This window comes from Spiroplasma endosymbiont of Melanargia galathea, assembly GCF_964031075.1.
GTDB classification, from domain to species: Bacteria; Bacillota_I; Bacilli_A; order Mycoplasmatales; family Mycoplasmataceae; genus Spiroplasma_A; species Spiroplasma_A apis.
Genome location: NZ_OZ035000.1, coordinates 635,623 through 660,468, shown reverse-complemented (window position 1 = coordinate 660,468; position 24,846 = coordinate 635,623). Strand labels below are relative to the sequence as shown.

26 protein-coding genes are annotated in these 24,846 nt (G+C 26.2%); 9 read left to right on the top strand and 17 right to left on the bottom strand.

Going from position 1 to position 24,846, the window contains the following annotated elements; all coding sequences use genetic code 4:
* Window positions 1-78: 78 nt before the first annotated feature.
* Both AAHM92_RS02965 and AAHM92_RS02960 read left to right on the top strand, forming a co-directional pair.
* On the top strand, window positions 79-606 hold the full coding sequence (locus tag AAHM92_RS02965) for a hypothetical protein (RefSeq protein WP_500221848.1): 528 nt from the start codon (window positions 79-81) through the stop codon (window positions 604-606).
* A 163-nt stretch (window positions 607-769) separates the two neighbouring features.
* On the top strand, window positions 770-2,635 hold the full coding sequence (locus AAHM92_RS02960) for a ComEC/Rec2 family competence protein (protein ID WP_500221846.1): 1,866 nt from the start codon (window positions 770-772) through the stop codon (window positions 2,633-2,635).
* Between the two features lie 16 nt (window positions 2,636-2,651).
* Here AAHM92_RS02960 and rpsT read toward each other — a convergent pair whose 3' ends face one another.
* Window positions 2,652-2,894 (bottom strand): 30S ribosomal protein S20, encoded by a 243-nt coding sequence (gene rpsT / locus AAHM92_RS02955; RefSeq protein ID WP_023789539.1) that lies wholly within the window; start codon window positions 2,892-2,894, stop codon window positions 2,652-2,654.
* A 132-nt stretch (window positions 2,895-3,026) separates the two neighbouring features.
* Between rpsT and holA the strand changes: the two genes are divergently transcribed.
* The 7 genes from holA to coaE all read left to right on the top strand — a co-directional run bounded on the left by holA (window position 3,027) and on the right by coaE (window position 10,407).
* Complete coding sequence (gene holA, locus AAHM92_RS02950) at window positions 3,027-3,977, top strand: DNA polymerase III subunit delta (RefSeq protein ID WP_500221844.1); 951 nt, start codon at window positions 3,027-3,029, stop codon at window positions 3,975-3,977.
* Window positions 3,978-4,002: 25 nt separating this feature from the next.
* A complete protein-coding gene (locus AAHM92_RS02945) occupies window positions 4,003-5,373 on the top strand; it encodes a hypothetical protein (protein ID WP_500221843.1) in 1,371 nt (456 codons plus the stop codon).
* Window positions 5,374-5,450: 77 nt separating this feature from the next.
* Window positions 5,451-5,729 carry a hypothetical protein gene (locus tag AAHM92_RS02940; RefSeq protein WP_500221841.1) on the top strand — a complete coding sequence of 93 codons (279 nt, stop codon included), beginning with the start codon at window positions 5,451-5,453 and terminating at the stop codon, window positions 5,727-5,729.
* Window positions 5,722-6,816 (top strand): hypothetical protein, encoded by a 1,095-nt coding sequence (locus AAHM92_RS02935; protein WP_500221840.1) that lies wholly within the window; start codon window positions 5,722-5,724, stop codon window positions 6,814-6,816. Before AAHM92_RS02940 ends, AAHM92_RS02935 begins: the two co-directional genes overlap by 8 nt.
* A 42-nt stretch (window positions 6,817-6,858) precedes the next feature.
* A complete protein-coding gene (locus AAHM92_RS02930) occupies window positions 6,859-8,163 on the top strand; it encodes a phosphatase PAP2 family protein (protein WP_500221838.1) in 1,305 nt (434 codons plus the stop codon).
* 123 nt (window positions 8,164-8,286) lie between these two features.
* The gene (locus AAHM92_RS02925; RefSeq protein ID WP_500221836.1) at window positions 8,287-9,789 is read left to right on the top strand and encodes a hypothetical protein; all 1,503 of its coding nucleotides are present in this window, start codon (window positions 8,287-8,289) and stop codon (window positions 9,787-9,789) included.
* Window positions 9,790-9,831: 42 nt separating this feature from the next.
* Entirely contained in the window at window positions 9,832-10,407 is a 576-nt protein-coding gene (gene coaE, locus AAHM92_RS02920; RefSeq protein ID WP_500221834.1) for a dephospho-CoA kinase, read from the top strand.
* Between the two features lies 1 nt (window position 10,408).
* Here the strand turns inward: coaE and AAHM92_RS02915 are convergent, their stop codons facing one another.
* From AAHM92_RS02915 to AAHM92_RS02840, 16 genes are all read right to left on the bottom strand, one after another.
* On the bottom strand, window positions 10,409-11,098 hold the full coding sequence (locus tag AAHM92_RS02915) for a hypothetical protein (protein ID WP_500221832.1): 690 nt from the start codon (window positions 11,096-11,098) through the stop codon (window positions 10,409-10,411).
* 156 nt (window positions 11,099-11,254) lie between these two features.
* A complete protein-coding gene (locus tag AAHM92_RS02910) occupies window positions 11,255-11,890 on the bottom strand; it encodes a SprT-like domain-containing protein (protein WP_500221831.1) in 636 nt (211 codons plus the stop codon).
* Window position 11,891: 1 nt separating this feature from the next.
* Complete coding sequence (dinB, locus tag AAHM92_RS02905) at window positions 11,892-13,193, bottom strand: DNA polymerase IV (RefSeq protein WP_500221829.1); 1,302 nt, start codon at window positions 13,191-13,193, stop codon at window positions 11,892-11,894.
* On the bottom strand, window positions 13,186-14,007 hold the full coding sequence (locus tag AAHM92_RS02900; protein ID WP_500221827.1) for a TlyA family RNA methyltransferase: 822 nt from the start codon (window positions 14,005-14,007) through the stop codon (window positions 13,186-13,188). Before AAHM92_RS02900 ends, dinB begins: the two co-directional genes overlap by 8 nt.
* 11 nt (window positions 14,008-14,018) lie before the next feature.
* The gene (locus tag AAHM92_RS02895) at window positions 14,019-14,822 is read right to left on the bottom strand and encodes a hypothetical protein (RefSeq protein ID WP_500221825.1); all 804 of its coding nucleotides are present in this window, start codon (window positions 14,820-14,822) and stop codon (window positions 14,019-14,021) included.
* Window positions 14,823-14,840: 18 nt separating this feature from the next.
* Entirely contained in the window at window positions 14,841-16,478 is a 1,638-nt protein-coding gene (locus tag AAHM92_RS02890) for a 1-deoxy-D-xylulose-5-phosphate synthase N-terminal domain-containing protein (RefSeq protein WP_500221823.1), read from the bottom strand.
* 51 nt (window positions 16,479-16,529) lie between these two features.
* Window positions 16,530-16,736 (bottom strand): exodeoxyribonuclease VII small subunit, encoded by a 207-nt coding sequence (xseB, locus tag AAHM92_RS02885; protein ID WP_023789511.1) that lies wholly within the window; start codon window positions 16,734-16,736, stop codon window positions 16,530-16,532.
* A 14-nt stretch (window positions 16,737-16,750) separates the two neighbouring features.
* Window positions 16,751-18,076, bottom strand: a complete 1,326-nt coding sequence (xseA, locus tag AAHM92_RS02880) for an exodeoxyribonuclease VII large subunit (protein WP_500221821.1) — start codon at window positions 18,074-18,076, stop codon at window positions 16,751-16,753.
* A gap of 11 nt (window positions 18,077-18,087) precedes the next feature.
* A complete protein-coding gene (locus AAHM92_RS02875) occupies window positions 18,088-19,554 on the bottom strand; it encodes a hypothetical protein (RefSeq protein ID WP_500221820.1) in 1,467 nt (488 codons plus the stop codon).
* 4 nt (window positions 19,555-19,558) lie between these two features.
* Complete coding sequence (locus AAHM92_RS02870; RefSeq protein WP_500221818.1) at window positions 19,559-19,975, bottom strand: transcription antitermination protein NusB; 417 nt, start codon at window positions 19,973-19,975, stop codon at window positions 19,559-19,561.
* Between the two features lie 92 nt (window positions 19,976-20,067).
* Complete coding sequence (locus tag AAHM92_RS02865) at window positions 20,068-21,057, bottom strand: lipoprotein (RefSeq protein ID WP_500221816.1); 990 nt, start codon at window positions 21,055-21,057, stop codon at window positions 20,068-20,070.
* Between the two features lie 54 nt (window positions 21,058-21,111).
* Entirely contained in the window at window positions 21,112-22,224 is a 1,113-nt protein-coding gene (rmuC, locus tag AAHM92_RS02860) for a DNA recombination protein RmuC (protein WP_500221814.1), read from the bottom strand.
* Window positions 22,225-22,298: 74 nt separating this feature from the next.
* Window positions 22,299-23,063: a TMEM164 family acyltransferase gene (locus AAHM92_RS02855; protein ID WP_500221813.1), complete on the bottom strand. Its 765-nt coding sequence runs from the start codon at window positions 23,061-23,063 to the stop codon at window positions 22,299-22,301.
* A gap of 59 nt (window positions 23,064-23,122) precedes the next feature.
* Window positions 23,123-23,317, bottom strand: coding sequence for a hypothetical protein (locus tag AAHM92_RS02850; protein WP_500221811.1), 195 nt, complete (start codon window positions 23,315-23,317; stop codon window positions 23,123-23,125).
* A 277-nt stretch (window positions 23,318-23,594) separates the two neighbouring features.
* A complete protein-coding gene (locus AAHM92_RS02845; protein ID WP_500221809.1) occupies window positions 23,595-23,729 on the bottom strand; it encodes a hypothetical protein in 135 nt (44 codons plus the stop codon).
* A gap of 126 nt (window positions 23,730-23,855) precedes the next feature.
* The gene (locus tag AAHM92_RS02840) at window positions 23,856-24,683 is read right to left on the bottom strand and encodes an MIP/aquaporin family protein (RefSeq protein ID WP_500221808.1); all 828 of its coding nucleotides are present in this window, start codon (window positions 24,681-24,683) and stop codon (window positions 23,856-23,858) included.
* Window positions 24,684-24,846 lie beyond the last annotated feature (163 nt).

The window sequence follows — 24,846 nt, the reverse complement described above, 5'->3', positions numbered from 1 at the left end:
GTCTATCTCGCCTAAAGGTTTTTTTTTTTTTTTTTAAAAAAAAAAAAAAAACGTACGAATATATTTGTGGAGGTTACTTTGAAAAAGATTCATTACTTTTTTATTATTTTAATTTTGTTATTAATTGCATTTTGTATTTTCTTATTTACTCGTAACAACAGTACAGCAACTATAAATAAAATTGACAACAAGATTACTCTGAAAGTTAAATATAACATACAACTAAAGGATAAAAATCTTATGCCTGATTATATTGAAAATATAAAAGATGCAAAAGATGAGTATGATTTATTAAAGAAAAATAAACTCCTACATTTGTATAATATTTTTTACGTAGAAAGTAACAAAGATTACAAAAGTAAAAAAATAATAAACTTATTGCCAAAAGAACATATACAAACTATAAAAGTATCAAGATTTAAAACTACCGTAGGGTTTTTTGAAACTAGGGGAATATCAACCAATGTTAGTAATAAAACCGTAAAAATATTTACAGATTATTCATTAAGTTTCGAAATGTGTTTAACAAAACTTAAAAAAATCTATGTTGGGAGTGATTATAATAGGCAATTTTTTAAAGAAGCTTTATGGCGTTTGGTTAACTAATGTTAACTACATCATATTGACAGCTATTAATATTGTATTAGTTTGTTTAACAAAGAAACTTAATTCTGATTATTTTATTTGATCAATTTACTCGATTCTATTTTTAACATACCTGATTGATATCAAAAATAGCTATAAATTCCTAATAGTGTGGGTTATATTTTTGTGTCTATTTTTAATTTTCTATAAATACAATCTGTTTGTAATCAATAGTATAAATTTTTACCAAGTCTATGACGTCAAAGATAACTATTTTCTCTTATCGAAGGGACTAGATAAATATTATTTAAGAGTAGGGGAGATAAAATTAGCGGTAGGGGAGTATGTAAAGATAGTAGGGGAGTTTAAAAAACTCAATGGTTATGCTAACTTTTGAGAGTTTGACTTTGGTTCTTATTTAAATGACAAAAATGTTATTTATGAAATAATGAATTATACAATTGAAAAGTATAGCTTCCATAATTTACGTTATTATTTCTTTAATAACAATCAAGGTACTGAATTGATGAACCTATTTTTCTATCAACAAAGAACAAATGACCCTATCTATAAAAATCTTGTTGAGTTAGGTTTAAGTTTTATGTTAAATCTGAGTGGTTTTTATTTATACGGTATAGCTTTGATTTTTAATAAAGTTATTTTTAGAAAATGCAAAAAACTTCAAAATTATAAAATAATTTTTACTTTTTTACTTTTGATTTATTGTTATTTATTAAGGTGACCAAGCATTTTACTAAAATTTATTATATTTTCATTCATAAATTGGTTTGCCAAAATAAGGGGTATCACTCTGAAACGGACAATAAAAAACTCCTTGGTATGGAGTATAATGCTAATTTGAGACCCTTTATATGTATATAATATTGGTTTTATATACTCATCGGTAGTTATTGTGTTTTTAAAAAAGTTTCAAAATAGAAGAATGTTTTCTAATATAGTATTGAATTTTATAAATTTAAATTTAGTGTTTATTCCTATTCAAATGTACTTAGATTATAAAGTTTTTTGAATAAGTGAAATACAACAAATGTTCTTGCTTCCAAATATTTCTATTTGCTATTTTTTATCTTTTTTTGGGTTTCTTCAGTTTCTTGATCCTATATTTACTTTTTTTTATTCCACTTTAAATGAGACAGTCGCTTTCTTGAAAACTAATAATGTCATTACTCACTGTGGACATTTCAGTGTTTTTTTGATATTTGCTTATTATTTGTGTTTGTTTGTTTTCGTGAAAAGTGAATTAGCTCGTAGAATAACAAAAAATTTAATAAAAGTGACGTTACTATTAATCATATTTTTTATGATTCAATGAAATCAATTTAAATTAAACTATTCATCAGTTGATATGTTAAATGTTGGTAATGGAAACAGTTTTGTATTGATACATCGTGGTGAAGCTTTTTTATTTGATACAGGTAAAGGTAAGGGTGGTTATGGTAAAAATCTTTTAAAAGATTATTTGAACTATCTCGGGGTTCGTACTGTCAATACTGTTTTTATTTCACATAATCATGAGGACCATTATAATTTATTGGAAACTATCAAGGATGAATATAATATTGAAAATATTTTTTACAACTATGACAAGGTGCAATATTTTAGTTATAAGGATTTAAAAATAGACAACTTTGTCGAAAATGGAAATAAAGATGAGAACGATAATTCACAAATCTCAGTCGTCAAAATTGGAAATAGAAAAATGGTGTTTACGGGTGACACTACTAAGAAAAGAGAATATAGAGTTATAACGGAAAAAAGATTTATAGAATCTATTGGAAATGGAGTGGATTTATTTCAAGTGGGTCATCATGGAAGTAAGACAAGTAGTTCAAAAGAATTTATAAGCTTATTAAAACCAAAGTATTGTTTTATTTCTGGTGAAAATATTCCTAGTAGACCTTTCCCTAATATAGAAACTATCAATACTTTGAATGAAGTTCACTGCAAAACTAGTGTTACATATTCTAGGCATAGCTTTAGATATGAAATTGATGACAATATTGTTAGAGAAATAAAAAAAGAGTTATAAAACTCCCATAAAATAATTATTTCATCAATCTTGATTTTTCTCTAGCTGCTTTGTTTGCTTTTCAAATTCCTTTAGTTACTGATTTATCAATTAAGCTCACTGCAGTATTGATTAAAGTTGTTTGTTCTTCAAGTCCATCTTTTTTTGCAAGCGCTGCTTTTTTGATAGCAGTTTTGACTTGACTTCTAAAAGCTTTATTAGCCAAACGAGATTTTTCGTTAGTTAAAATACGTTTCTTTTGTGATTTAATATTTGCCATCTAATTCACCCCTTTATAGTAAAATTTCACATATACAAAATGATTATAGAGTATTTTGGACAGCAAAACAAATAAAAATACAATATTTTACAAAAAATAGTGTTTAATTATATTGAAAGAAGAGTGTTAAGTATGTTTTTTATCTATTCTAGTGACAATTATTTAATAAAAAAACAAGTAGAAAAAATAACTAAAAAACTAACGTCTGATCAAGATTATGAAATATATACATATTCTTTGATAGATCACTCAATAAGAAATATCGATGAACAAGCCAAAACATATTCTTTATTTAATACCAAAAAACTAATAATTATTAATGATTGCTGGTTTATGAATGAATCAAAAGTTAAATTAAATAGTGACTTTGATTTAAAATATATTGAGAATTTTCTAGAATTAAAATCAAATAATGTTACCTTTATATATACCTTAAACAGTGAAAAAATCTCAAAAAGGCTAAAAATAGTAAAACTTTTTGAAAGTAAAGTGAAAATTATCAAACTTGATCAACCAACATTTGAAACAAAAAAAGAATTAGTTATAAAAAAACTGACCACTTTAAATAAGGAGTTTGAAGAAGATGCAATTTTAGCATTTTTAGAGTTAATACCGATAGACATGTCTATTTTTTCAAATGAGTTGAACAAATTATTGAGCATAGAAAAAAAGATAACTAAGGAAGTTATTAACTCATTTTTCAACAAATATATGCAATATGACACTTTTGAAATAGCCAATGCATTTTTGACTAATGATATTGAAAAATTTTTAAAAAGCTGAAAAGATTACTCAGAAAGTAATAAAGATATATTCGGGTTTTTGATGCTTTTAGCAAATAGTTTTATAATACTAAGAAACGCAATAATATTAAAAGAAGAAGGGCAAAGCAATTCACAAATAGCTTCATATTTGTCTCAAAACCCCTACAGAATACAAAAATTAATGGAGCAAAATAAGTGAGATATCACACAAATTAATGATAAAATCAAATTGTTATATATATTAGATAAAAGTATCAAAGAAGGTATTATCGATAATAAGATTATTCCTTCTGTAATGTTGTTAAAAATGTTTGTTTAATATAATTTGAAAGGTAAAGATTGTCTTGGAAGCACAAAAAATATATGATAGCACTGTAATTTCTTTATTTAATATCGTAAAGAATGAAAAATTAAGAACAAAAATTGTTTTGGATGATAATTTTAAAGAACAAGTAATTCAAATGGTTAACAATCTACTTTTTTTAGAAGTAGAAGAAAAGACTTTGTATAAGGATATAAAATGAAGTCCTATTTTTGGAAAGTCAATTGTAAACATCTTAAAACAAAAAATTAAATTCGAAAAACCAGATAATAAAAAACTTGAAGACATATATGCCGATTATTCTTATACACTTACTTTTTGTTTAAATAATTACAGTGTATCTAGAAATGAATTGAATAATAGTTTGATTGATATCAGTGAGAAAGAAATCCAATTAAATAGTAGAGTATCAGAAGAAATGAAAAATCTTTATAATGAAGATACAAAAGAAAACCCAACTGTTGAAGTGGTGGAAAAATCTAATGAACAACCTAATCAATCAAATAGTAATGCCAACCAAAATTTCAACAACAACTATAACTATCAGGGTGAAGCTATACCGATCCCACCAATGCAAGATCCAAGATTTTACCCATATTTGACTAAACCTAAGTATATTAGGTGAGTGAAATTAGTATTTGGTGTTATGTTCGGCTTGACAGGGTTGTTCTATCTTGTTCTTAATCTATTATTTTTATTTCAAAAACAAAATGTAGGAGCATCTGTTGATGAAATTAAAGATTTATTTGAAAATTGAAAATTCCTTGGTGGAAAAACAGGGATTATCGATAGTGGTTCTTTACTAGGAATTAAATCAGGTCAAGCCAATTACGTTATGATTATTTTAATAATGTTACTGCTTTCATGAATTGTTTATACAATAGTTGCACCACCGAAGAGATACAGAGAACAATTTGTTTTTCCAATTTATAACCTTATTGTTCCAGTAATATTCCTTGTCGCTATCGTTATAACACCTGGGATTGGCGGGTTTTCATATATTTTTGGTATGAATGATTTAGAAAAAAATATTACAAATCTCCTTTCTACTCAAAAAGATATTCAAATAAATGATGGAGATATAAAAAGATTAGTAGATTTCTTAGTAGGTAAATTTAATCTACCTTTAATAAAAGCGGTTATTTGACTATTATTTGTATTTTTAATAGCATCATTCGCATCATTAATAGTGTTGATTTCAATTAATCCAAGATTAGATAGACAAAAAGTTATCAGAGCTACACAAGAATACCAAAAACTAATTAATGAAGCTCTTCAAGGTCGCAAATATCAAATGGACCCAACTTTATACGAAAATCAAGAAGAGGTTGACAATTTCTACAGAAAAATTAAAGAGAAAAGAGAAGGTCGTAACAAACCTAAAAATGATTAGACAAAAAAATCAAACTATATAATTTAGTTTGATTTTTCATTATAATAATATTATAAAGTAATTAGAAGGTGTGTATTATGGGTTATTATTATCGTCATCAGTTTAATTTTTCAACCCACAGCATTCACAGAATTCGTCAAAGACTTTTACTTCCTAATGAAGAAGAGTTTTTATTAAAAGAAAAGGTACTTGACTTGATTGAAAGCTCAACTGAACACTTTGAAACTACAAAATACATTTATATTAAAGTTAATAAAAAAGACATTTTTTTAGTTATAGATATAGGTACGAAGACCATAATTACAGCAACACCGATTTCTCCAACTAAACAATTATGATTGATTGAGAATGAGTAAAGAGGATAAAAACATGTTCGAAAAGTATAATGAAATTTCAGAAAAAAAAAGGATCAAAAAGAACTTAATATTACCAAGTAGTTTTTTAGATAAATGAATAAGTACCAAAGAAGATGGTACAAAATGTTTTAAATATATAGATTTTCAATCAGATGAGATAATTGAAGTTGATGTATACAATGAACCTCTCATAAATGTTTTGTTCTCTTGAGACACGAGTTTTAACATTGATAGAATAAATAAAAGATATAATCAAATCTCAAAAATTGCAAAGTCTATAATCGAAAGAAGAGTAGATAAAGAACATGGTTATATTTCTTTGACAGGTAAAGAAGTTCTTTTTATAAAATATTTCTATTTTTTAGTTAGTTTACTAAATGGCGACTACAAATATTTTTTTATGTCTAGGGATAAAAGATATAGACTTTTCGATGCTGTAAATAAAGAAACACCATCAGAAGTTAGAAGAACAATCTTATCAATAATAAGTTATGTTATATTTGAAATGTACGATTACATATTTACTTCTAGAACTTTTGAAAGTTTATATGATTATGTAGAAAACTCAGGAATAAATTTTAGTGAACAAGAATATAAAAAACAAATAATAATTCCTAATGATGTTGATCTTGAACAAAATTATAAGTTTGTCGATTATTATTTTCACAATATTGTAAATAATACTTTTTTAAAAATGTATAAAATCTCAATGTTGGAAAAATCTTCATTCCTACTTACTAACAAGACAATTGCACATTTTATGGATGAAAAAACAAAATTAAATGTTTTGAGCGTTTTTGTTGTTGATCCTAGATTTGCATTTGGTTTAGTTAATATGGGACCTGGTAGAGGTGAGTACCGACCTATGTTTAAATATTTAACTAGTCAAAATAAAATGGATAGAGAAAATATTTCTGCTTGTGTAAAACCTGAACATATAATTGAAGAAGAGGGTATCTATTTAGGAGAAACTCAAAAATTCTCGTTTAAACCATTCGAACTTGTAGAGAATCAAATTCGTTTAATTAATGATTGTCTTACTTATCGAGATCTAAAACTTGACTTTGAACAATTCTTAAAATATTAAAATCACTAGTTAAATATTTTTGCAATATTTGTGGAGGACCTTATGATTATCAAAGATAAAAAAATGTTCAGGTTTATTTTTATTCCCGGAGCAATTGTGTTTATTTTAAGTTTCTCTGCTTTTATTTATGCAAGCCCTTGAGAAAATGATTTAGAGTTAGCTAAAATATTTGAAAAAGCATTGAGTTATGAAGTTTGAAAGTATTGGTCACAGTATTATTTGATGGCTGGTAATATGGATTTATCTGTCTTATTTTTATTATTAGGGTCGATATTATTACAAACGCATTTTCAATATATGAGAATAAAAAAACCAGCATCTTGATACTCTAATCAACATTGATTAACAAAAAGTATAATCATTTTTGCTGGGACTGCTTGATTAAGCGCATGAGCATATGAACTTTGTACTTTGTTTTTTGTGGACAATGGAATTGGTTTAGGTAATGATATAGAAATATTTGATAGTATAAAATATAAAATTGTTGGTAAGTTAGTTGCTTCTTCTTACGAACTACCATTTTTATTTTTTATTATGTTTTATATGATCGTAAGGTTCCCAAAGCGTAAAGATATTTTTGAACAAGAGTATTGAATTGACGCCATCAAAGGTTTGATGTTTCTTTTTTTAAATTATTTTATTATTGTTTTTTTAAAAGTTTTATTTGGTAGACCTTATTACTACAATATCTTCTTTGGTGATTTTTATTCTAAATTTAGCGAAGATTGAAAACAAAGTTATTTGAATTCAGGCTTAAGGTTCGGCAGTTTTGATGAATTAACTAATGGTTATACGAGTAATATAAACGGGGAATGACCATGATGAAAAGTTAATGCATTCTTTTTACGAGACAATAACTCTTTTGCGGGTCGAAGTTTTTTTGATTATGCTTTTCCTTCTGGTCATGTTGTATCAGCATTTACTAACGGAATATTCATTTATTTACTTGTTGGAAAAAATAAAAAACGTAAGTTATCAAATTATAAAATAATATTGATGTATATCATAACTTTACACGCAATTTCAATGAATTTTGCAACGGTTGTTATGAGAGGGCATTATATTACAGATACGTCATTCTCTATTTGTTTGTGTTTGGTATCAATACCCATTATTAATAGATTGGTGGACAAAAATGTCTGAAAATTTGTAAACAAATCAAGAATGAAGAGACAACTTGAAAACGAAGGTTTATTTATAAATAAAGGGCAAAATATAATTTTTTATGTAATCAATAATAATAGAAATAATTATATAAGTACTTTTAAAGCATCTAATGAGCATAAAAAAGAGAATTTAATTAAAAAATATTCAATAACTGAATCTAAAATTAAAAAGAATAATTAATATTAGTTATATAATTAATAATTTTTTATAAACACACTTAAATTAATTATTTATTACTCATTTGCTTATATAAAGTAACTTAATATTATATAATAACTTTAAGATAGTTTTGGAGGAAATGTTTTGAAAAAAATAAAGATTTTAAAAAATAATAGAAAATCTAAATTTATGTTAATTTCACTAGCTATTTTTGCTTTTTTATACCTCTTATTCGGAACTCTAATGTTTTTCTCACCAGCAGTTATTGGTGAAACAGGAATTGATGAATCATTCGAAAAAATATACTCATTATTCTATGACAGAGACTACAAGAGAATGCCAAGTATATTAAGTTTTATTTTTTACAAAGATGGTTATTTTATTTTTGTACCAAATAAATTTACATTATTTTATCTACCGTGGATTATAGGTGGCTCAATTTTATTTTTGATTCTAACCAGAATTATTATTCATAATGTAGGTTATAATAACAAAACTAAAAAAGGAGTTGCAAGAATAGTTAAACCTATTAGGGGTTATCAACTAACAATGATAATTTGTTGAATAGGTATAGTATTATTGGTATTAGGAAGTTTAATCACCTTGAATGCTTCTGCACCATTCTCGATAGGACTTTTATGAGAATATAGTTTTAAAGGCACTCCTATGGTTAATTCAGAAATTGTTAAATCCTTGTCAGATATATTAACAGAATCAGCAGATAAACTTTATAAAGCATTCTACTGACCTAGTTTAGTTTGGTTTTACGATGGTTTAATTTACATGGCAGGTGATAATGAATTATTGAAATGAGGGTGAATTCTAATGCCAACATTATTAATATTGCCTATATTATTTATATCTTTTATTGGTGTTATTATAGGAGAATGTGCTTGATGAAATATCAATATAGCTGTTTTAAAAGATATTGATGCATACGTTGGGACACAATTAACTCCTGAGTATGAATATGTTAAAAAGCCAAATCTGAAATCAATAATATTGGAAGCTAAAGAGAACAAAAGTCAAACAAGTGAGTTGAGTAACGAGAAGGAAGAATTGAAGCGAAAATGTTTAAATTATTATAGAACATTATTGAAAATGCTTGAAATATCTAAAAATACTAATAGCAGTCTTTATACAAAAAATAAGAATAAATATGATTTTATTGTTAAAACTAAAGACTCACAAAACTGAAACTTTATTTTTGAGGAGATCAAAGAGAATTTTCAAGATTTAACACATACTGATCAAAGATTTGTAAAAATGATTGAAAATTTAACCAAAAGAAAAGATTTAAATATTTTTGGAAGGTATCTTGATGATTTAACAGAACTAATTAATGATTATTGAGTTGCAATTGAAACATGAAATATTTTAGTTGCTGAAAGTGTTGTAGAGCAAATATTTGCAATCGCATTTAGAAAAGAAGCATTACTTGCAAAGGTTGGATATTGCATCAAAGAAAGATTGACAACTCATTTCAGACATATACAAAAAGAAGCTAATTATCTTAGAAGACTTGATGAAGCAAAGCAAGCTGAAGACTATGAAGATTATCGAGATACTTGTCTAGAAGTTCTTCAATTAATGTCTCCTATCAAAACAAAGCTATCTAATTATGCCAATAAAATAATATATAATTAATCTAATCTAATGTAAATTAGATTTTTTTGTGGAGGGTTTATTTTGAAACTGGTAGGAGTAAGTGGTTTTATTGGTAGTGGTAAAACAACTTTATTAAAATATGTTAAAACTATGAAAAATGTTTTAGTCATCGAAGCTGATGAAATAGCAAGAGAATTTTTATATCACAAAGATGTTGTGAGATTTATTGAAAATAATGTATCAGAAGCAATAAAGGATAATATAATTGATAAAAGTATATTGAGAAATATTGTATTTAATAACACATTTTTAAATAACCAATTTACATCTCTCATGTGACCGCTTATTTCAAATAAAATAAAAACAATAGTTTCTAATAATATGGATAAAGATATGATAGTTGTTGAAGCTGCTATGATCAATGGTATTGATATGAAGTTTGATAAGAAAATACTATTAAAGAAAAAATGAACTAAACGTTTTTCTGATACTTTGAAGCGAGATAAAAGGGGAATGAATGAGTTTAAAAAAATAACTAAGTATCAAAAAGAACAATTAAAAAATTGTGAGTTCGATTATGTTATTAAAAATAATTATAATATTTCACAATTTCATAAACAAATAAAAAAAATTATAGACGAAATCTTAATGAGTTAGTCTATAATTTTTTACTTTTTGTTTTACTATTATTATTTGTTATTTTTTCTTTTACATTTTGTGGTTTGGTTGTTTTTTTTGTATTACTAGAAGTTGTCTTAACTGTCTTTAGTTTAGTATCATTCAAATACCCAACTTTTTTTAAAGCTTCTTTAACAGCGTTTTGAATTAACTCTTGTGTTTCTTCTTCTGTGAATAATTTTTTACTTTTGTTTGATTCTTCTAACTTTTCTTCTTTAATAGGAGGTGTAGATTTTTTTTGTTTTTTGGGTGAAGAACTTTTATTTTTCTTTGTTGTTATAGGCTCAACGATAGGGGAGTTATCAGTTTTGATAATATCTTCCCCTCCTAACATTTTTCTTCTCAGTGATGCCATTCTGTCAGATATTTCTTCTTGAGTAACTGGTTTAGAGTCGGTATCACTATCAATCCCAGTTTTTTTAGTGTACTCTTCCTTTTCTTTTTTTATTTTTTCTTTAGCTCTGGCTAAAATATCTCCCAGAGTACCTTTTTGTGGCTTTCGCTTTGCTTCTTCTTTAAGTCTTTCTTCTTCTGTTTGTATCCCGTGCAACCTTCTTACCTTAGCTCCTAAATCATTCTCAATATTAGAAACCTTTTTAGTTACATTTTGTAGCTCACATACGTGAATTTTTAAATGTGTGGGACAAAATTTTGGTGCGAAACCTGACATGTGCTTACCTCCAGTAGTCTTAAAGTAGACTTTAATATACTAATTTTACCATTTTTTTTAAACTCAAAACAATAGGGGGTCAAAAAAAGTAACTTATAATTATATTATCCGAATAAACCAAATACATCAAATAAAGTGTATATTTAAATATACACTTTATTTGATGGTAAGAGTTAAATCACAATCTAAACATTTTAAATTTAGTTCTTTTGAACTACTTATCTTTAAGTTGCAACCTAAGCAAGTGTAAGTATTTCTACTACTATACCCCTTTTGTGCTCTATTTATTGCATAGTTATGTTTAAGACTAAATACAGATTTATTAAAATCTAGTTTTTCGTCTATTATTTTTTTTAAACTTTCACTAGGTTCTGTAAACATGAAACCTTTTTTAGAATTTGTACCATCACCTCTCACAGTTTTAGGTAACGAAAGTTCCACTCTTAATGCCGCATCTCTAAATTTTTTATTATGTCTCTGATTGTTTTCAACATCTTTTATTCCGTTTTCGTAATTGAATTGATGTACCATTTCGTGTAGCAAGATGGCTATTATATTATAATAATCACCGTCTAATGAAGATGTTCATATTGTGATTTGACTCTCTTTTGAACTTCAATTATCATTTGGTTCGAAAGTACCTTGGGTTAAAACTTTTCTACGTCTAATGTTATTTTCTATATTGATTTGAACAGAATGCAGCTTTCCTTCAAAAAATATTTGATTAAGTTGCCTATGAATTGATCTCAATTCTAAAATGATATCATCTAATTTAATATCTACTTGTGACATGTTATTCACCTTTTCATTTATCCATTATTTGTTTGTTTGATAAATGTACATCATCATTTTTTAAATATTTACTTTGACTTCGATTTTTTTCATTATACATCAATAATTTATTACCAGTGAAGATAAATTCTTTACCAAACTTGATATTTAAATCATAAATTATTCTTTCAATAAAATTTAAATTAGCAGTATCGTTTAAATCAATTTCATCGAAGGTTATTTGTTTCTTCTCTTCTATCTTATTTGATAACTTGGTTAATCGAACTCCTAATAACAAGAGTGGATCACCTTCTCAAATATCATAAAGACATTCTTTCGCAACTGAATAAATAACTTCGACATCATTTGTTGGATCGGTGATAGTTTCTTGTCTTATTAAGTGTTTCTTTCTTTCCTTCTTGTTGTATTCGCCATGACTATCACTTAAAAATTTTACAACTATAGCAATAGTTTTACCAACCAAATATCTTTTCTTTGCTCTTTCACTAACTTTTAGTGATAATTCGTATATTATTTCTTCAATTTCATCTTTGTTGGTTGTTGTAAAATGAAGTGTCATCTCGTTTCCAATAGATTTCAACTCACTAGACTCTCTAGTTACTGAATCATCACCTATACCATTCGCTCAATTTCATAAAACATAGCCACGTTTTCCGATGGAAGATATTACAGCATTGACATCAGCTTTCGCTAAATCTCCAATAGTATTAATATCTAAGCTCTTCATAATTTTTTCAGTAGCTTCTCCAACCATATGCATTTCTTTTATTGGTAATGGTCATAATTTTTCTGGTATATCTTTTTCTAATAAGAACGAAATTCCAAAAGGTTTATTGAAATCAACTGCAGTCTTTGCTAAAAATTTATTTGTACTAATTCCAATTGAACAAGTTAAACCTGTTTCTTCGAATATTTTATTTAAAATCGCTTGAGCTGTTCTCTTTACTGTGCCATGTTTTTTTCAAATATTAGTCACATCTATATAGCATTCGTCGATTGAAGCTACTTCAAAATTTTTTGTAAAGTGTTCGTATATTATATCAAAAACCCTATGAGAGTATTGTATATAAAGATTAAAATCACTTTCAGCAATATATAAGTCCGGACATAATTCTTTAGCTTTAAACACTGGTGTTCCTGCTGAGATTCCAAACTTTCTTGCATTATAACTTGCAGTTGTAATTATTGCTCTTCTATTGGTTGATGCCACAACAACATTTTTATTTTTTAAACTCGGGTCCTTAACCATATGACAACTTGCAAAAAAAGCATCCATATCTAATAAGAAAATAACTTTATTCATTGTTAACCTCAAAATATTTTCAAGCAGTTTCAACTATATCTAATATGTTATTTATTGTAGGTTGTTCATGACTAACATTACTTAGTTTTTCGATGTAACAAATGTATTCAATATTTTTCTTTTTATTTCCTAAAATAGGGGAAAAATCAATTCCGTTTACTCTGAAATTATTAGCATTACAATAATCAACTACCCTACTTATCGCTTTTTTATGATCCATCTTAGAGTTGATTTTTCCTTTTTTAACATCTTCTTTGTCTAATTCAAACTGAGGTTTTATTAAAAGTACACCAAAAGTATTATCGTCAACTATATCTTTTAAAGGTTTTAATATTTTATCTAAGGATATAAAACTCACATCACAACAAAAAAAATCAATGTTTCTATTGAAATGTTTTCTTGTTACATTCCTAAAATTAGTTTTTTCCATAGAAGTTACCCTTTTATCGGTTCGTAACCTATAATCTAATTGATTTGTACCAACGTCCACAGCAAATACATGATTTGCTCCGTACTGTAAACAGCAATCTGTAAAGCCACCAGTAGAGCTACCAATATCTAAACAAACTTTGTTTGTTATATCTAATTTTCATAAGTCTAAAGCCTTTGATAATTTAGCTCCAGCCCTACTTACAAATTGGTTATCCTCATTTACTAAGTTTAGCTTTATTTTTTCACGATCAAATAATGTTCCTGGTTTAGTTATTTTTTCATTATTGACAATAACCTTTCCATCCATTATTAAACCTCTTGCTTTGCTGCGAGTCTCAACTAGTTTTAAGTCTAATAAAATTTGGTCCAACCTTTCTTTCATCCTTTCACCTCCTATTTAAATCTTTTTCTTTTTGCATTTATCTTTTCTTTCTTTAAATTCAATGCCTCAAGTTTTTTTTCTTTGTCAGCATTGTGGTAAAGAATATTTTCTTCAATTATTCACCCTCTAATTTTCTTAAATATTTCTGAACCATATGTATCAATAAAGCCTTGTTTAATTTTATTTAATTTTTTCATATATCTATTGCATGTTAAAGACATTCTTCTATTTAATTTAAGTTTATTATAATTACCTTTGTTTAAATTATTTGCTATTTCATTTAAACACTCTTGTTTTTCTTCTTCTGAGTTCAAATAAATTTCTTTAACTTCATCGGATAAAGTTTCATTTTTATTATCTGATTCTTCTTGGTCTATAATACTTTGTGGAGATAAAATTGTTTTCATATCATCAGAATTTAGTTCTTTAGTGGTTTCCTGTATATATGGTTGAGATAAATTAAAAATATTTTTTTTAATTGGTTTAGGTTTAGTGAACTCCTTTTTTAGTTCTTTTATTTTTTCTGGAAAATCTAAATTATAGTGTTCTGGAAAATCATCATACATGTTTTTGTTAAAAATATTTAACTCTTCAATTAATGTTTCTTCACTACCTGTTGGTATGACAATTTTATTATTGTATTCTTGAAATATTTTTTTATCATTCTTTTCTTTTATATGTAGTATTTCTTTTATTTGATTTAAATTTTCAAGAAAGCTTTCTAATTTTTTTTCAGATTTTGAGTCTAATAAATTATTTAAAAGTTCTTCTTCTGCTATTTTTTTAAGTCAGAACTCTTTATCTGTATCATTCATAATTTACCTCCTATTGTACTAATTGTTTTTTAAAATTATATTCACTATATCTTCTGAATCCATTTTCAAATAACTTAGCAAATCTTTTTTAGAACCGTGATGAATATCATTTCTATTTAAAGCATAACTATATATATTATCTTTCTTTTTATAAAATAAATCTATGTTTGTAAATAAATTATTTTTATTTATAACTTGTTCGTATACATAAATTTTATTTTCTTTATGTTTTTCCAATAATTTTTCATCTATGGGGTTTATAAATCTGGCATTTATTAAATTTATAGGATAGTTGTTATTGGTTATGATGTCGTAAAACTCTTTTAAGATCACACCGTATGTAATTATAGTTGATGAGTTATTTTTATTGTAAATAACTTCCACTCATCCTTGATCATTTTGATTTTCATTATAATTTAAATTTATCACTTCTGCTTTTTCATATCTTATGAATAATTGTTTTTTGTTATTAACAATTAAATTTTTTATATTTGAAATATCGCTTGAAGTAGCTGGACAATAAATAATTGTGTCATTGAAATTTTGGATTAAACTAACGTCATAAATTCCGTGATGACTTATACCTGTTGTATAATTTATACCTGCTCGGTCTATTAGAAAAATAATATTTAAGTTATTTCTAAAAATATCGTGTGTTAACTGATCAAACATTCTTTGGAAAAATGTTGAGTACACTGATATAAAAACCGTTTTACCCAAATTAGCCAACGAGCTTGCAACTAGTGCTGTTAGTTCTTCGTTTATACCACAATCTATGACGTTTTTAGGATAATTTTCCCATAGTTTTGTGAAGCCACTGGCATTAATCATTGCAGGACAAATCAAGTAGGAGTTTTTGTTAAAACAACTTTCAATAAGTTCAGGTATTTTTTTTTGAAATGTATTATTTTTATTTTCTTCTATTGTGTGATTGAATGTTAATTCCTTTTCACCATTATATTTAAATCCTTTTTTAGTTATCACATGTATGATTACATGATTGTTGTATTTTTCACATTCATTGAAAGCATCAAATAATTTGGAAAAGTCATGACCATCATCACAATATACATAGTTGAATCCAATTCCTTCTACATATGATCTTAAGTTCTTTATTTTGATGGAGTTTCTACCAATTGCTTCATTATTATCATTAACAATAGTTATAGTTTTATTTTCACTTTTAATCAAGTTTAACAACCCTGCATTGGTATATGAACCGTAAAATGCAGCATCTCCAACAATAGATATAACTTTTTTTTCTGATTGCCCAACGCTATATCCCATAGCATATCCAATTGCTGTTCCGCTATGACCTGTTGATATATAATCAAAATCACTTTCTGAAATCTCTTGAAAGTTAGAAATACCATTAAATTTATTTATAGTTTCAAATGTTTCTTTTCTATCTGTAAGAAGCTTATAAACATGAGATTGATGTCCTGTGTCAAAAAGATAAATATATTTTTCTGGACTATACCTCGAAAGTAAGGCAATAGTTAGTTCTACTACACCAAGATTACTTCCGATATGACCACCATTCAAGTTTGTAAAATTAATAAGATAATTCCTTATTTCCTCAGCCAAGGAAGCAAGAGTATCAGTACTTTCACAACCTGATAGATCATTGTAATTATTGATTTCCTTTCAGTTCATAAACATCAACCCCCCTCTCTATATTTAAACATAAAAAGACCTAAAAAGGTCTTAATTAAAATCTTCTAACTCATCATTATCTAGAACTTTTTTTATTTCACCTTCTAAAGTTTCTAGTTGAGTTTTTGCTTGAGATATGATCTCCTTACCTTCTTTAAATAAATTAATTGACTCCTCCATTGATGTATTTGGGTCGTTTAATTTATTAGATATTAACTTAATATTTTCTAACATTTCATTAAAACTTTTATTTGACATTCTTTAATTCTCCTTTAATTTTCTACTTTCAAATTGATTTTACCGTCAATCAGAATAGCTTCTATGTTATTTTGTTTGTTGATACTTGTGACTGATTTTATTATCTTTTCATCTTGTTTTAAAATTGCAAAACCGTGTTCTAAAGGTTTTAGAGGGTTTAATAAATCTAACTTTTCATCTAATTGGAAAATACTATTTTTCAATACATTATAGTTTTCTAATAATTTTTTGTTTCATCCTTCATTGGTTGCAATTAAATAATTTTTTGTTTTATCAAAATTATGTTTGAATAGGAATCTTACATTGTTGATGTGGTTATTTAAACTTGTTTTTGCCATTTGGAATTTTCTAATTAAACTTTCATTCAAATAGTTATCCAAGTGAGATAATTCTTTATCCATGAATAAAATTTTATTTATCAAAACTTTCTTTTGTTCGTTCTCAAAATTTAATATTTTATTTTTTTCAATATTTATTTTATTTGATAACACATTACCCAACTCTTTTAGTTTATTATTTAAAGCTTGGATCAAGTTAGTTTTCTCAGGCGTAGCTCTTTCCCCTGCGGCTGTTGGTGTTGAAACTCTCAAATCAGCAACATAATCGGCCAATGTTACATCAGGTTCGTGTCCTACAGCAGAAATAATGGGAATATTAGATTTATAAATTGCTTCCAATACTGCCATTTCGTTAAATGTTCATAAATCTTCATAACTTCCTCCACCTCGACCAACAATCAGTAAATCTAATTTTTTATGAAATCTATTAGCCTTCATTATTTTATTAGCGATATCATTAGCTGCAATTTCTCCTTGTACTGATGCTGGGAATAAATAAATATTTACTGGTGGATATCTTCTTTTAGCTGTTGTTATAAGATCCCTTACTGCATCTCCCGATGCAGCTGTAACAATACCGATATTTTTTGGAATTTTAGGAATATTTTTTTTGATTTCATTATCAAATCAACCCTTTTGTTTCAACTCATTATATCGTTTATCATAAATTATCGATAACTCACCTATACCATCGAGCTTAACATTCACAATTGTAAATGTTAATTTTCCTGTTGGTTTATAAAAACTAAGTGATCCTGATGCGATAACTTCCGTACCTTCTTGTGGATTTAAGTTGATAAACTTTTGTGCATTACTTTTTCAAATAGCACAATCTATTTTCGCTTCATTATCTTTCAAAGAAAAGTATATATGACCTGATTTGTTATAAGTAAGGTTTGCAATTTCACCTTTTATATTGATATTTTTAAAATTATTTGATGACTCTATAAAAAATTTTAAGTTTTCATTCAAATCTTTAATTTTTAAAACTTTTGTTTCCAAAATGTATACCTCTAATTATAGTTTTCTAAAATTAATTTGATTTCCTTCGTTGTCGTTATGACTTTCATGTATAACTGATAATAATAGTGATAGGAATTAAGGTCTAAGTTATTTGTCTTAATTATTTCTAAAATGCGTTCGCAAGAATTGTTGACTAAGACATGCAATTCTTTCAATGTGATACCATCTAATGATGAATGGTTTCATTTATTTTCTGTGTTATTCAAACTCACATTAGTATTACTTTTTCATAATTCCTTAAATAGATCAATATATCGATTCAAACTTTCCTTCAATTTGTTGGAGTCAAACTTGAATGAATCTATATCACTATAATTATTATCGCTTAATAATTTATCAATTAGTAAGGTGTTTTTGTTTTTAAAAATATTAAATTCGTGAGGTTCATTGATGTCAACAGTTTTCAAAAGATCACTATCTTCTCACATACTTTTTTCTTGTGCAGAAAAATTATCATCATCTTTTAAAGTTTCTTCTAATAGTGTTTGATCTTTTAAAATTTCTTCTCAATAATTATTTAAGATATCAGTTGGCTTTATTGGCTCTGAAACGTTATCTTGACATAACAACTTTTTCAAATCTTCTAGATTTTCAAAATTATATATTTCTAAAGTTTTAATTAAGTTGAATAAACTAGTATTTCTTATTGAGATTACGGGTGTATTATTTTTTAACAATTTTAAAAACGTACTTATATTATTCAAATACAAAGATTTATAAAGTGAATTCATTTTAACATTATTGTAAAAAATAACTAGTGTGTTTTCAGTAATTGCATCCTCACTCATTTTTATTTTTTTCTCTAAAGAATCACTATCGACTTCTATGTATGTATTCATAAAAATTTTAAATTCGGGTATTATATGAGAATTTAAGTAGTTTTTTCAATCGTTTTCAAAGTTTAAACTTGTATTTTTAAATTTGTAATTTGTAATATTGTTAAATAATGAAACATCGTAATTTGCAAAATCATTTAATAGGTCTGTTTGCAAGTAATTCAACATCGAGTGATGAAATATGAATTTATGAAAGTAAACCTTATTGTATCAATTCATATTTTTTATACTTAAATTCTTATTTGTATGTTTTGCTATTTTATTTACGAGGTCAACCATTTTTTTATTTTCTTTTGTTACATTATTGGCTCCAATTATAAGAATATTATCATACTCTTTATTCTCAATTTTTTTTGTTGCTTTAGAATTATAATTAGTTAAATATTTGTAATTGTTTTCTGTAAAGTTTTTTTCAATTATTTTCTTTAAATAATGAACAGCTACAAACTCAGAAAAGCCTTTATTCAAAAAACTTTTTTCTACATTATCAAACTTTTCTAATTTTGTTTTATAGATATAGTTCTTGAAATCAATCATAAAAAAAACCCGTATTTTTTCTTTAACTTCAAGAAAAAGTTTTTGTGCTTCTGAGATTAAAGTATCATAGTTTTTTAATTCCACAATATTAACCTTCCTTAATAGGATTTATTTGATCTAAAACTGCATTGATGAATGTTGGGTTTCAGTTTGGTAAAAATTCTCTTACTAACTCAATTGATTCGTTGATAATAACAGGTTTAGGAATATCTGTTTCGCTTATTTCGTAGACACCATTTAATAATATAGCCTGAATCATTTTAGGTAATCTATCTCAACTTCATGTTTTACCAATGAAAGGTTTGATGATGAAATAAGCTTTCTCACAATAATCTAAGTTATTTAACAAATACTCACTAGTTTTATCATCAATATTTTGTAATTGAAATCCATCAAGAACGTCTTGCTTTACTCTATCAATATTTTCATCGAGAATAAGCGCTCTATAAATCATTTGAATAGACATTCTTCTTCTTTTTTTCAAAAAACTAACACTAAGAGCCATTATATTTACCTCACTCAATAATTGTTTATATTATAACAAAAAAAAGACCTTGAAAAAGTCCATTTTGTTTATGAAGTTATTTTATTTTACTATTATTTTACTATTATTATACCTTTGATACATTTTATAGTAAATTTTTGACCAAAGATGGTTGCATCAAAACTTTTTTTAGCATCTAATTGTGAAACTGAGGTTGTTTGAATATTATCCCCGATTTTTTCCTTGTATCCAATTAAATAGTTTATTAACATTTCAGAGCTAAAGTTTTTATACTCTTCTGTTTTAGATTCATCTGTTGAGGATTTTCTTGTGTCTTTTTTTATTAGACTATTTATGAATAAGGTATGATTAAGATTCTTGTTTAAAGCTTTTAAAATTTCTACTTTCAAATCTAACTCTGTTAGTTCACCCTTGACATTTTCGTCTAAATAAAATGTTGGATTATTAGTAGTTTCTTGATCTGTTGATGCTTTCATATTGTTATTTCAATTTTTTAATAATTTTAAATTTTCATTTCAACCGATTACATATGTGTAATTATCATCAGCGCTTGACTTTGAATTTAAATAAATTGTATGTTTATTTGTAACATTGAAATCGATAATTCCCAAGTTGTCACTTTTTAAATAGAATGTAGCCATTACAGGTTCATTACTTGATAAACCAGTATATTCTAAATAGTCTTTTAAATTATCAATATTGATTTCTTCAGCTTCTTTATTTTTTTGTGGATTATCAAAGTAGACTTTAACATCTTCCTTATTGAACTCGGTATATGCCTTTTCTTGACTACTTTCATCACCATCTGTTGCACTAAATCGATATGCAACTAGTTTAGATAAAGATAGTTTTAATTTATCTTTTCAATTATTTTCATTTTGAAAACTTTCCTCAACTTTTGATTTTACATAAAATTCTGATAAAGATATAGTTTTGAAATTATTTGTATTTCAAAGCTTTCCAATATCCGAGATGCTATTGAATTTTTTATTTGATGTAGATGTGTTGCATGAGATTACCATAGAAGTGATTGGAGTTGTAACAAGACCAACTGATGCAATTAGAGATAGAATTTTTTTCATTTTTTCACCTATTCTTATTTAGAATGATTTTATCATAAAAGTAATTTAGTAATCTTATAATTTAATTTCACTAATTTCTTCAATGTTGCTTTCATTTAATAATTTTTTATATATATTTTTCAAAGATGTTTCCTTTACTTTTACTTCTTCATAGCTTTTCGAAAGTTTAACAATATTTGAGAATAACTCTTCCATTTTGGCGTCATAATTTTCTATATATTTCATTGTTTTAATAAGAACTTCTACCTTTTTATCGAATTTACTAATATCATCGAATAATGACATATACTTGTCAACCGACTGAAGAATCGCCATCAATGTACTTGGACCTGCTATTATTACTTTTTTCTTGTATGCATTGTCTATTATATCTGTATTAGCATTTATGTAAGAGAATATTCCCTCACTTGGGACAAACATTATGGCATATACAGTGTTATCTTCGCTACTAACATATTTTGATGTTTCTTTGACTCTTGCATTAACATCTTTTTCAAACTGTTTAACTAAGTCTTTATAGTTATTTGAATCGACTTCTGCATTTAGAAGCGCTGTATATGCATTGAAAGGAAACTTAGAATCAATCGGTATATTAACAAATTTTGAGTCATCACCTTTAATGAAAAGATCGACTATCAGTTTTTTACCTTCATTAAGTTTTTTCATTGTATATTGTCTTTCATAGATCAAATTGTGATTTTTGATAAAACCTGTTAAGTTAGAAAATATTCTTTCTAGTAAATACTCCCCTGAACTACCCGCCTTATTATTCTGACTTAATAGATTGTCTAATTTATTAACTTTTTCTTTTACTTCTGCTATTGGTAGCGATTGTTCTGCCACCTTAGATATCATTGACCTAACAATTTCGTTTGCGTTTACTAGTTTATCTTGTGTTTCTCTGGTTTTTTCTGCAATGATTTCTCTAAAATTATTTTGAACATTGTATAAACTTTCTTGTTGTTTATTCATATTTTCTAATAACATTACTTTCAACTCACTAGAACTCTCAGAGTTAGTTTTGTCAAACTCTAGTTTTAAATTTTCTAGGTCAGTTTTTCTAACACCATCAGTGCTTTTTACTGATTTTTTAAAAACAAATATGAAAATCAAAACTAAAACCAATACTATTAGTACTATCAATAACGATAATGAAGCTGTTTGCATTATAAATCTCCTTTATTTTCTCGAATATTATTTTACTCGCATAACTTAATCATAATAAAAAAAAGTAATATAAATTACTTTTTAGACAATTTTAACTCTCTTTTTTCTTTTACTTTGATTAAAAAATTCTCTCACCAAGTATTATGAACTTTGGTACCTTCTTTTATATAAATTGGTTTGAAAAAGTAGGTAAAGCTCAATCCAATAAATACAAATGGGACACCCCCAACAAATGTTATCAATAATTGTAAAGGTCTTTTTAGATGAGTGATATTAAATGCACCAGCAACATCACCAATTATGAAATTTTGATCAAAGTAAAGATTATATACTTCAACACCAAATACCACTATAAAACCTGTAACTGCGCTTCAAACTATTGAATCTTTTGAAAGTTTATAGTCTGTATAACCATATAAATAAATATACATTGCAGTAAATAGAGTACAAGCATGAGATAAGTAGAAAGTGAAAAAGTTTATATCTCACAAAACTGGTTTTTCTGTTGGAAAAATAAATGTCACAACAGGACCCATTATCATATATGGGAAAAAGCAATTTAGAGTTCTTTTATTTGGATAGATCAAAATCACAATTGCAGCTCATGCTGATAATGAACAGAAATACAATAAGAAGTAGTCTGCAGGGTTACCTCAACCATTAACTCTTAAATGTAAATATCATGTTCTTTGGAGTTGAACAAATAGTAAAAATACTATTAATATAAGTCTTATTGATGTGTAAGTTTTTTTATTTTTATAAAATTTCGGAAATAATGATAGTGAAGTTCATAAAAATAAAGAGAGAAATATTGCTAATAATCATGAAAATATAACCATAACGGCCTCCTTGAATACTATAAGTTTACTTTTAAAAAAGTAAAAAAAATTTTCATATGTTAATATTTGTGATATTTGGTTATTAGTCCTAATACCGACCTAAAGTCAGAAATAACTCATTTTTCAAATATATTATTAAATATTTCGAATTGTCTTATTTTATTATTATTGAATAAAATAATTACTAGTAATAAAGGTATTAGATAATCAGGTAATTCCATTATAGTTGTAGCTGCTTGCAAAATTTCTAACACTAATATCGATCCAAAAGTTAGGATTTTTATTAAATATGCATTAAAAAACAATAAAATCACTCATTTCTATACTAATAATAAAATAATTTATGAGAATATTATATAAAAAAATATATTTTATAAATAATTTTTAATTAAGTAAATTATTTTAAGTATTTTTCTCGTTATTTCCATCTATTATAAAAGTTTCTATTTCAAACAAACTATCTTCCTCTTTATTTGATGTCATTGAAAGTTTTCTTACAGTCAAACACTTACTTTAGTTGATTCACCATGGTTATTTTTTTTGATTTTTCTTCAAATTTGACATTAAACAAATTTGTTTTTGGTTTTTTAAATAGTAAGACTGAACTGAAGAAACGATCATTAAAACAATCGCTAAACTAGTAACTAATTTTGATGTCCTTTTCATTTTATGACCCATAAACTTAACTTATAAAATTACACACTTATAAAAAAATGTGCAACAAAAAAACACTTTATATAAATATTATGACAACAGTCGTAATTTTTTATATAAAGTGTCTCAATAATTTTTTTATATTGATTGTAATCCTAAGAATACACCTGCTGCCAATGTAGCACCTAGTAAAGGTCCTACGATTGGAACTCATGCATAGTTTCATTCTGCAGATTTCATTGATTTATTTGGTAGAGGTAGAATTGTGTAAATAATTCTAGGGGCTAGATCACGAGTAGGATTTAAAGCTGGACCAGTAATTCCACCAGCTCCAATAACTAAAGTCATAACTAAAAGTCCTGCTGTGATTCCAAAAATGAAGTTTTTAGAACTTTCAGTTAAATCGAATGTCCCTTTTCCGGCTGCGAAATATAAATCTGCACCCTTTAATCCTATCAATAGAATAAAAGTACATACTGTTTCTACACAAAAAGCTATTAAAAATTGTCCTTTTACTGAAACTTTATCGCTTTTGATTCTTGTTGTTGCGTGCATTGCAAAAATTTTGCTTGAGTCATCAGTTTCTTTAAAACTAATATAAAATAAACCATCTAATACTAATTGTGATGCCATTGCTCCAACAAACTGTGCAAGCAATGCAACTGGTACTAGTCAATAACCATGTTCAAATGTATTTCCTTTACCTCCAATTTGCAATATTATATCTAAAAGTGTTGCTGCTGGGTTTAATTGATGGTTTGAAAAACCTGAACCAATTACCCCTATGAATACAGCAAGTCCATAACCAATACCAACACCAAGTCAACTTAGTCCACCTACTGGTCTTTGAGTACCTTTTGTAGCTTTTAGGTCGTAGCAAGCTACTGCACCATTTCCTAAGAATATAAGAACAAATGTTCCTAGAAATTCACTAAAAAAGAATTTTAATGCATAATGATAATCCATAAATGTTACCTTTCTATAAAAGAGACAAAAAAAATAAAACTAAATACCGTTTAATTTTACAAATTTTGACCAAGATAATAATAACATTTTTTTGAGTTTTTTTCTAAAATAGTATTTTTTTTCGTTATTACAGTTGTATAATATTTTGCTTTTTTTAAATAAA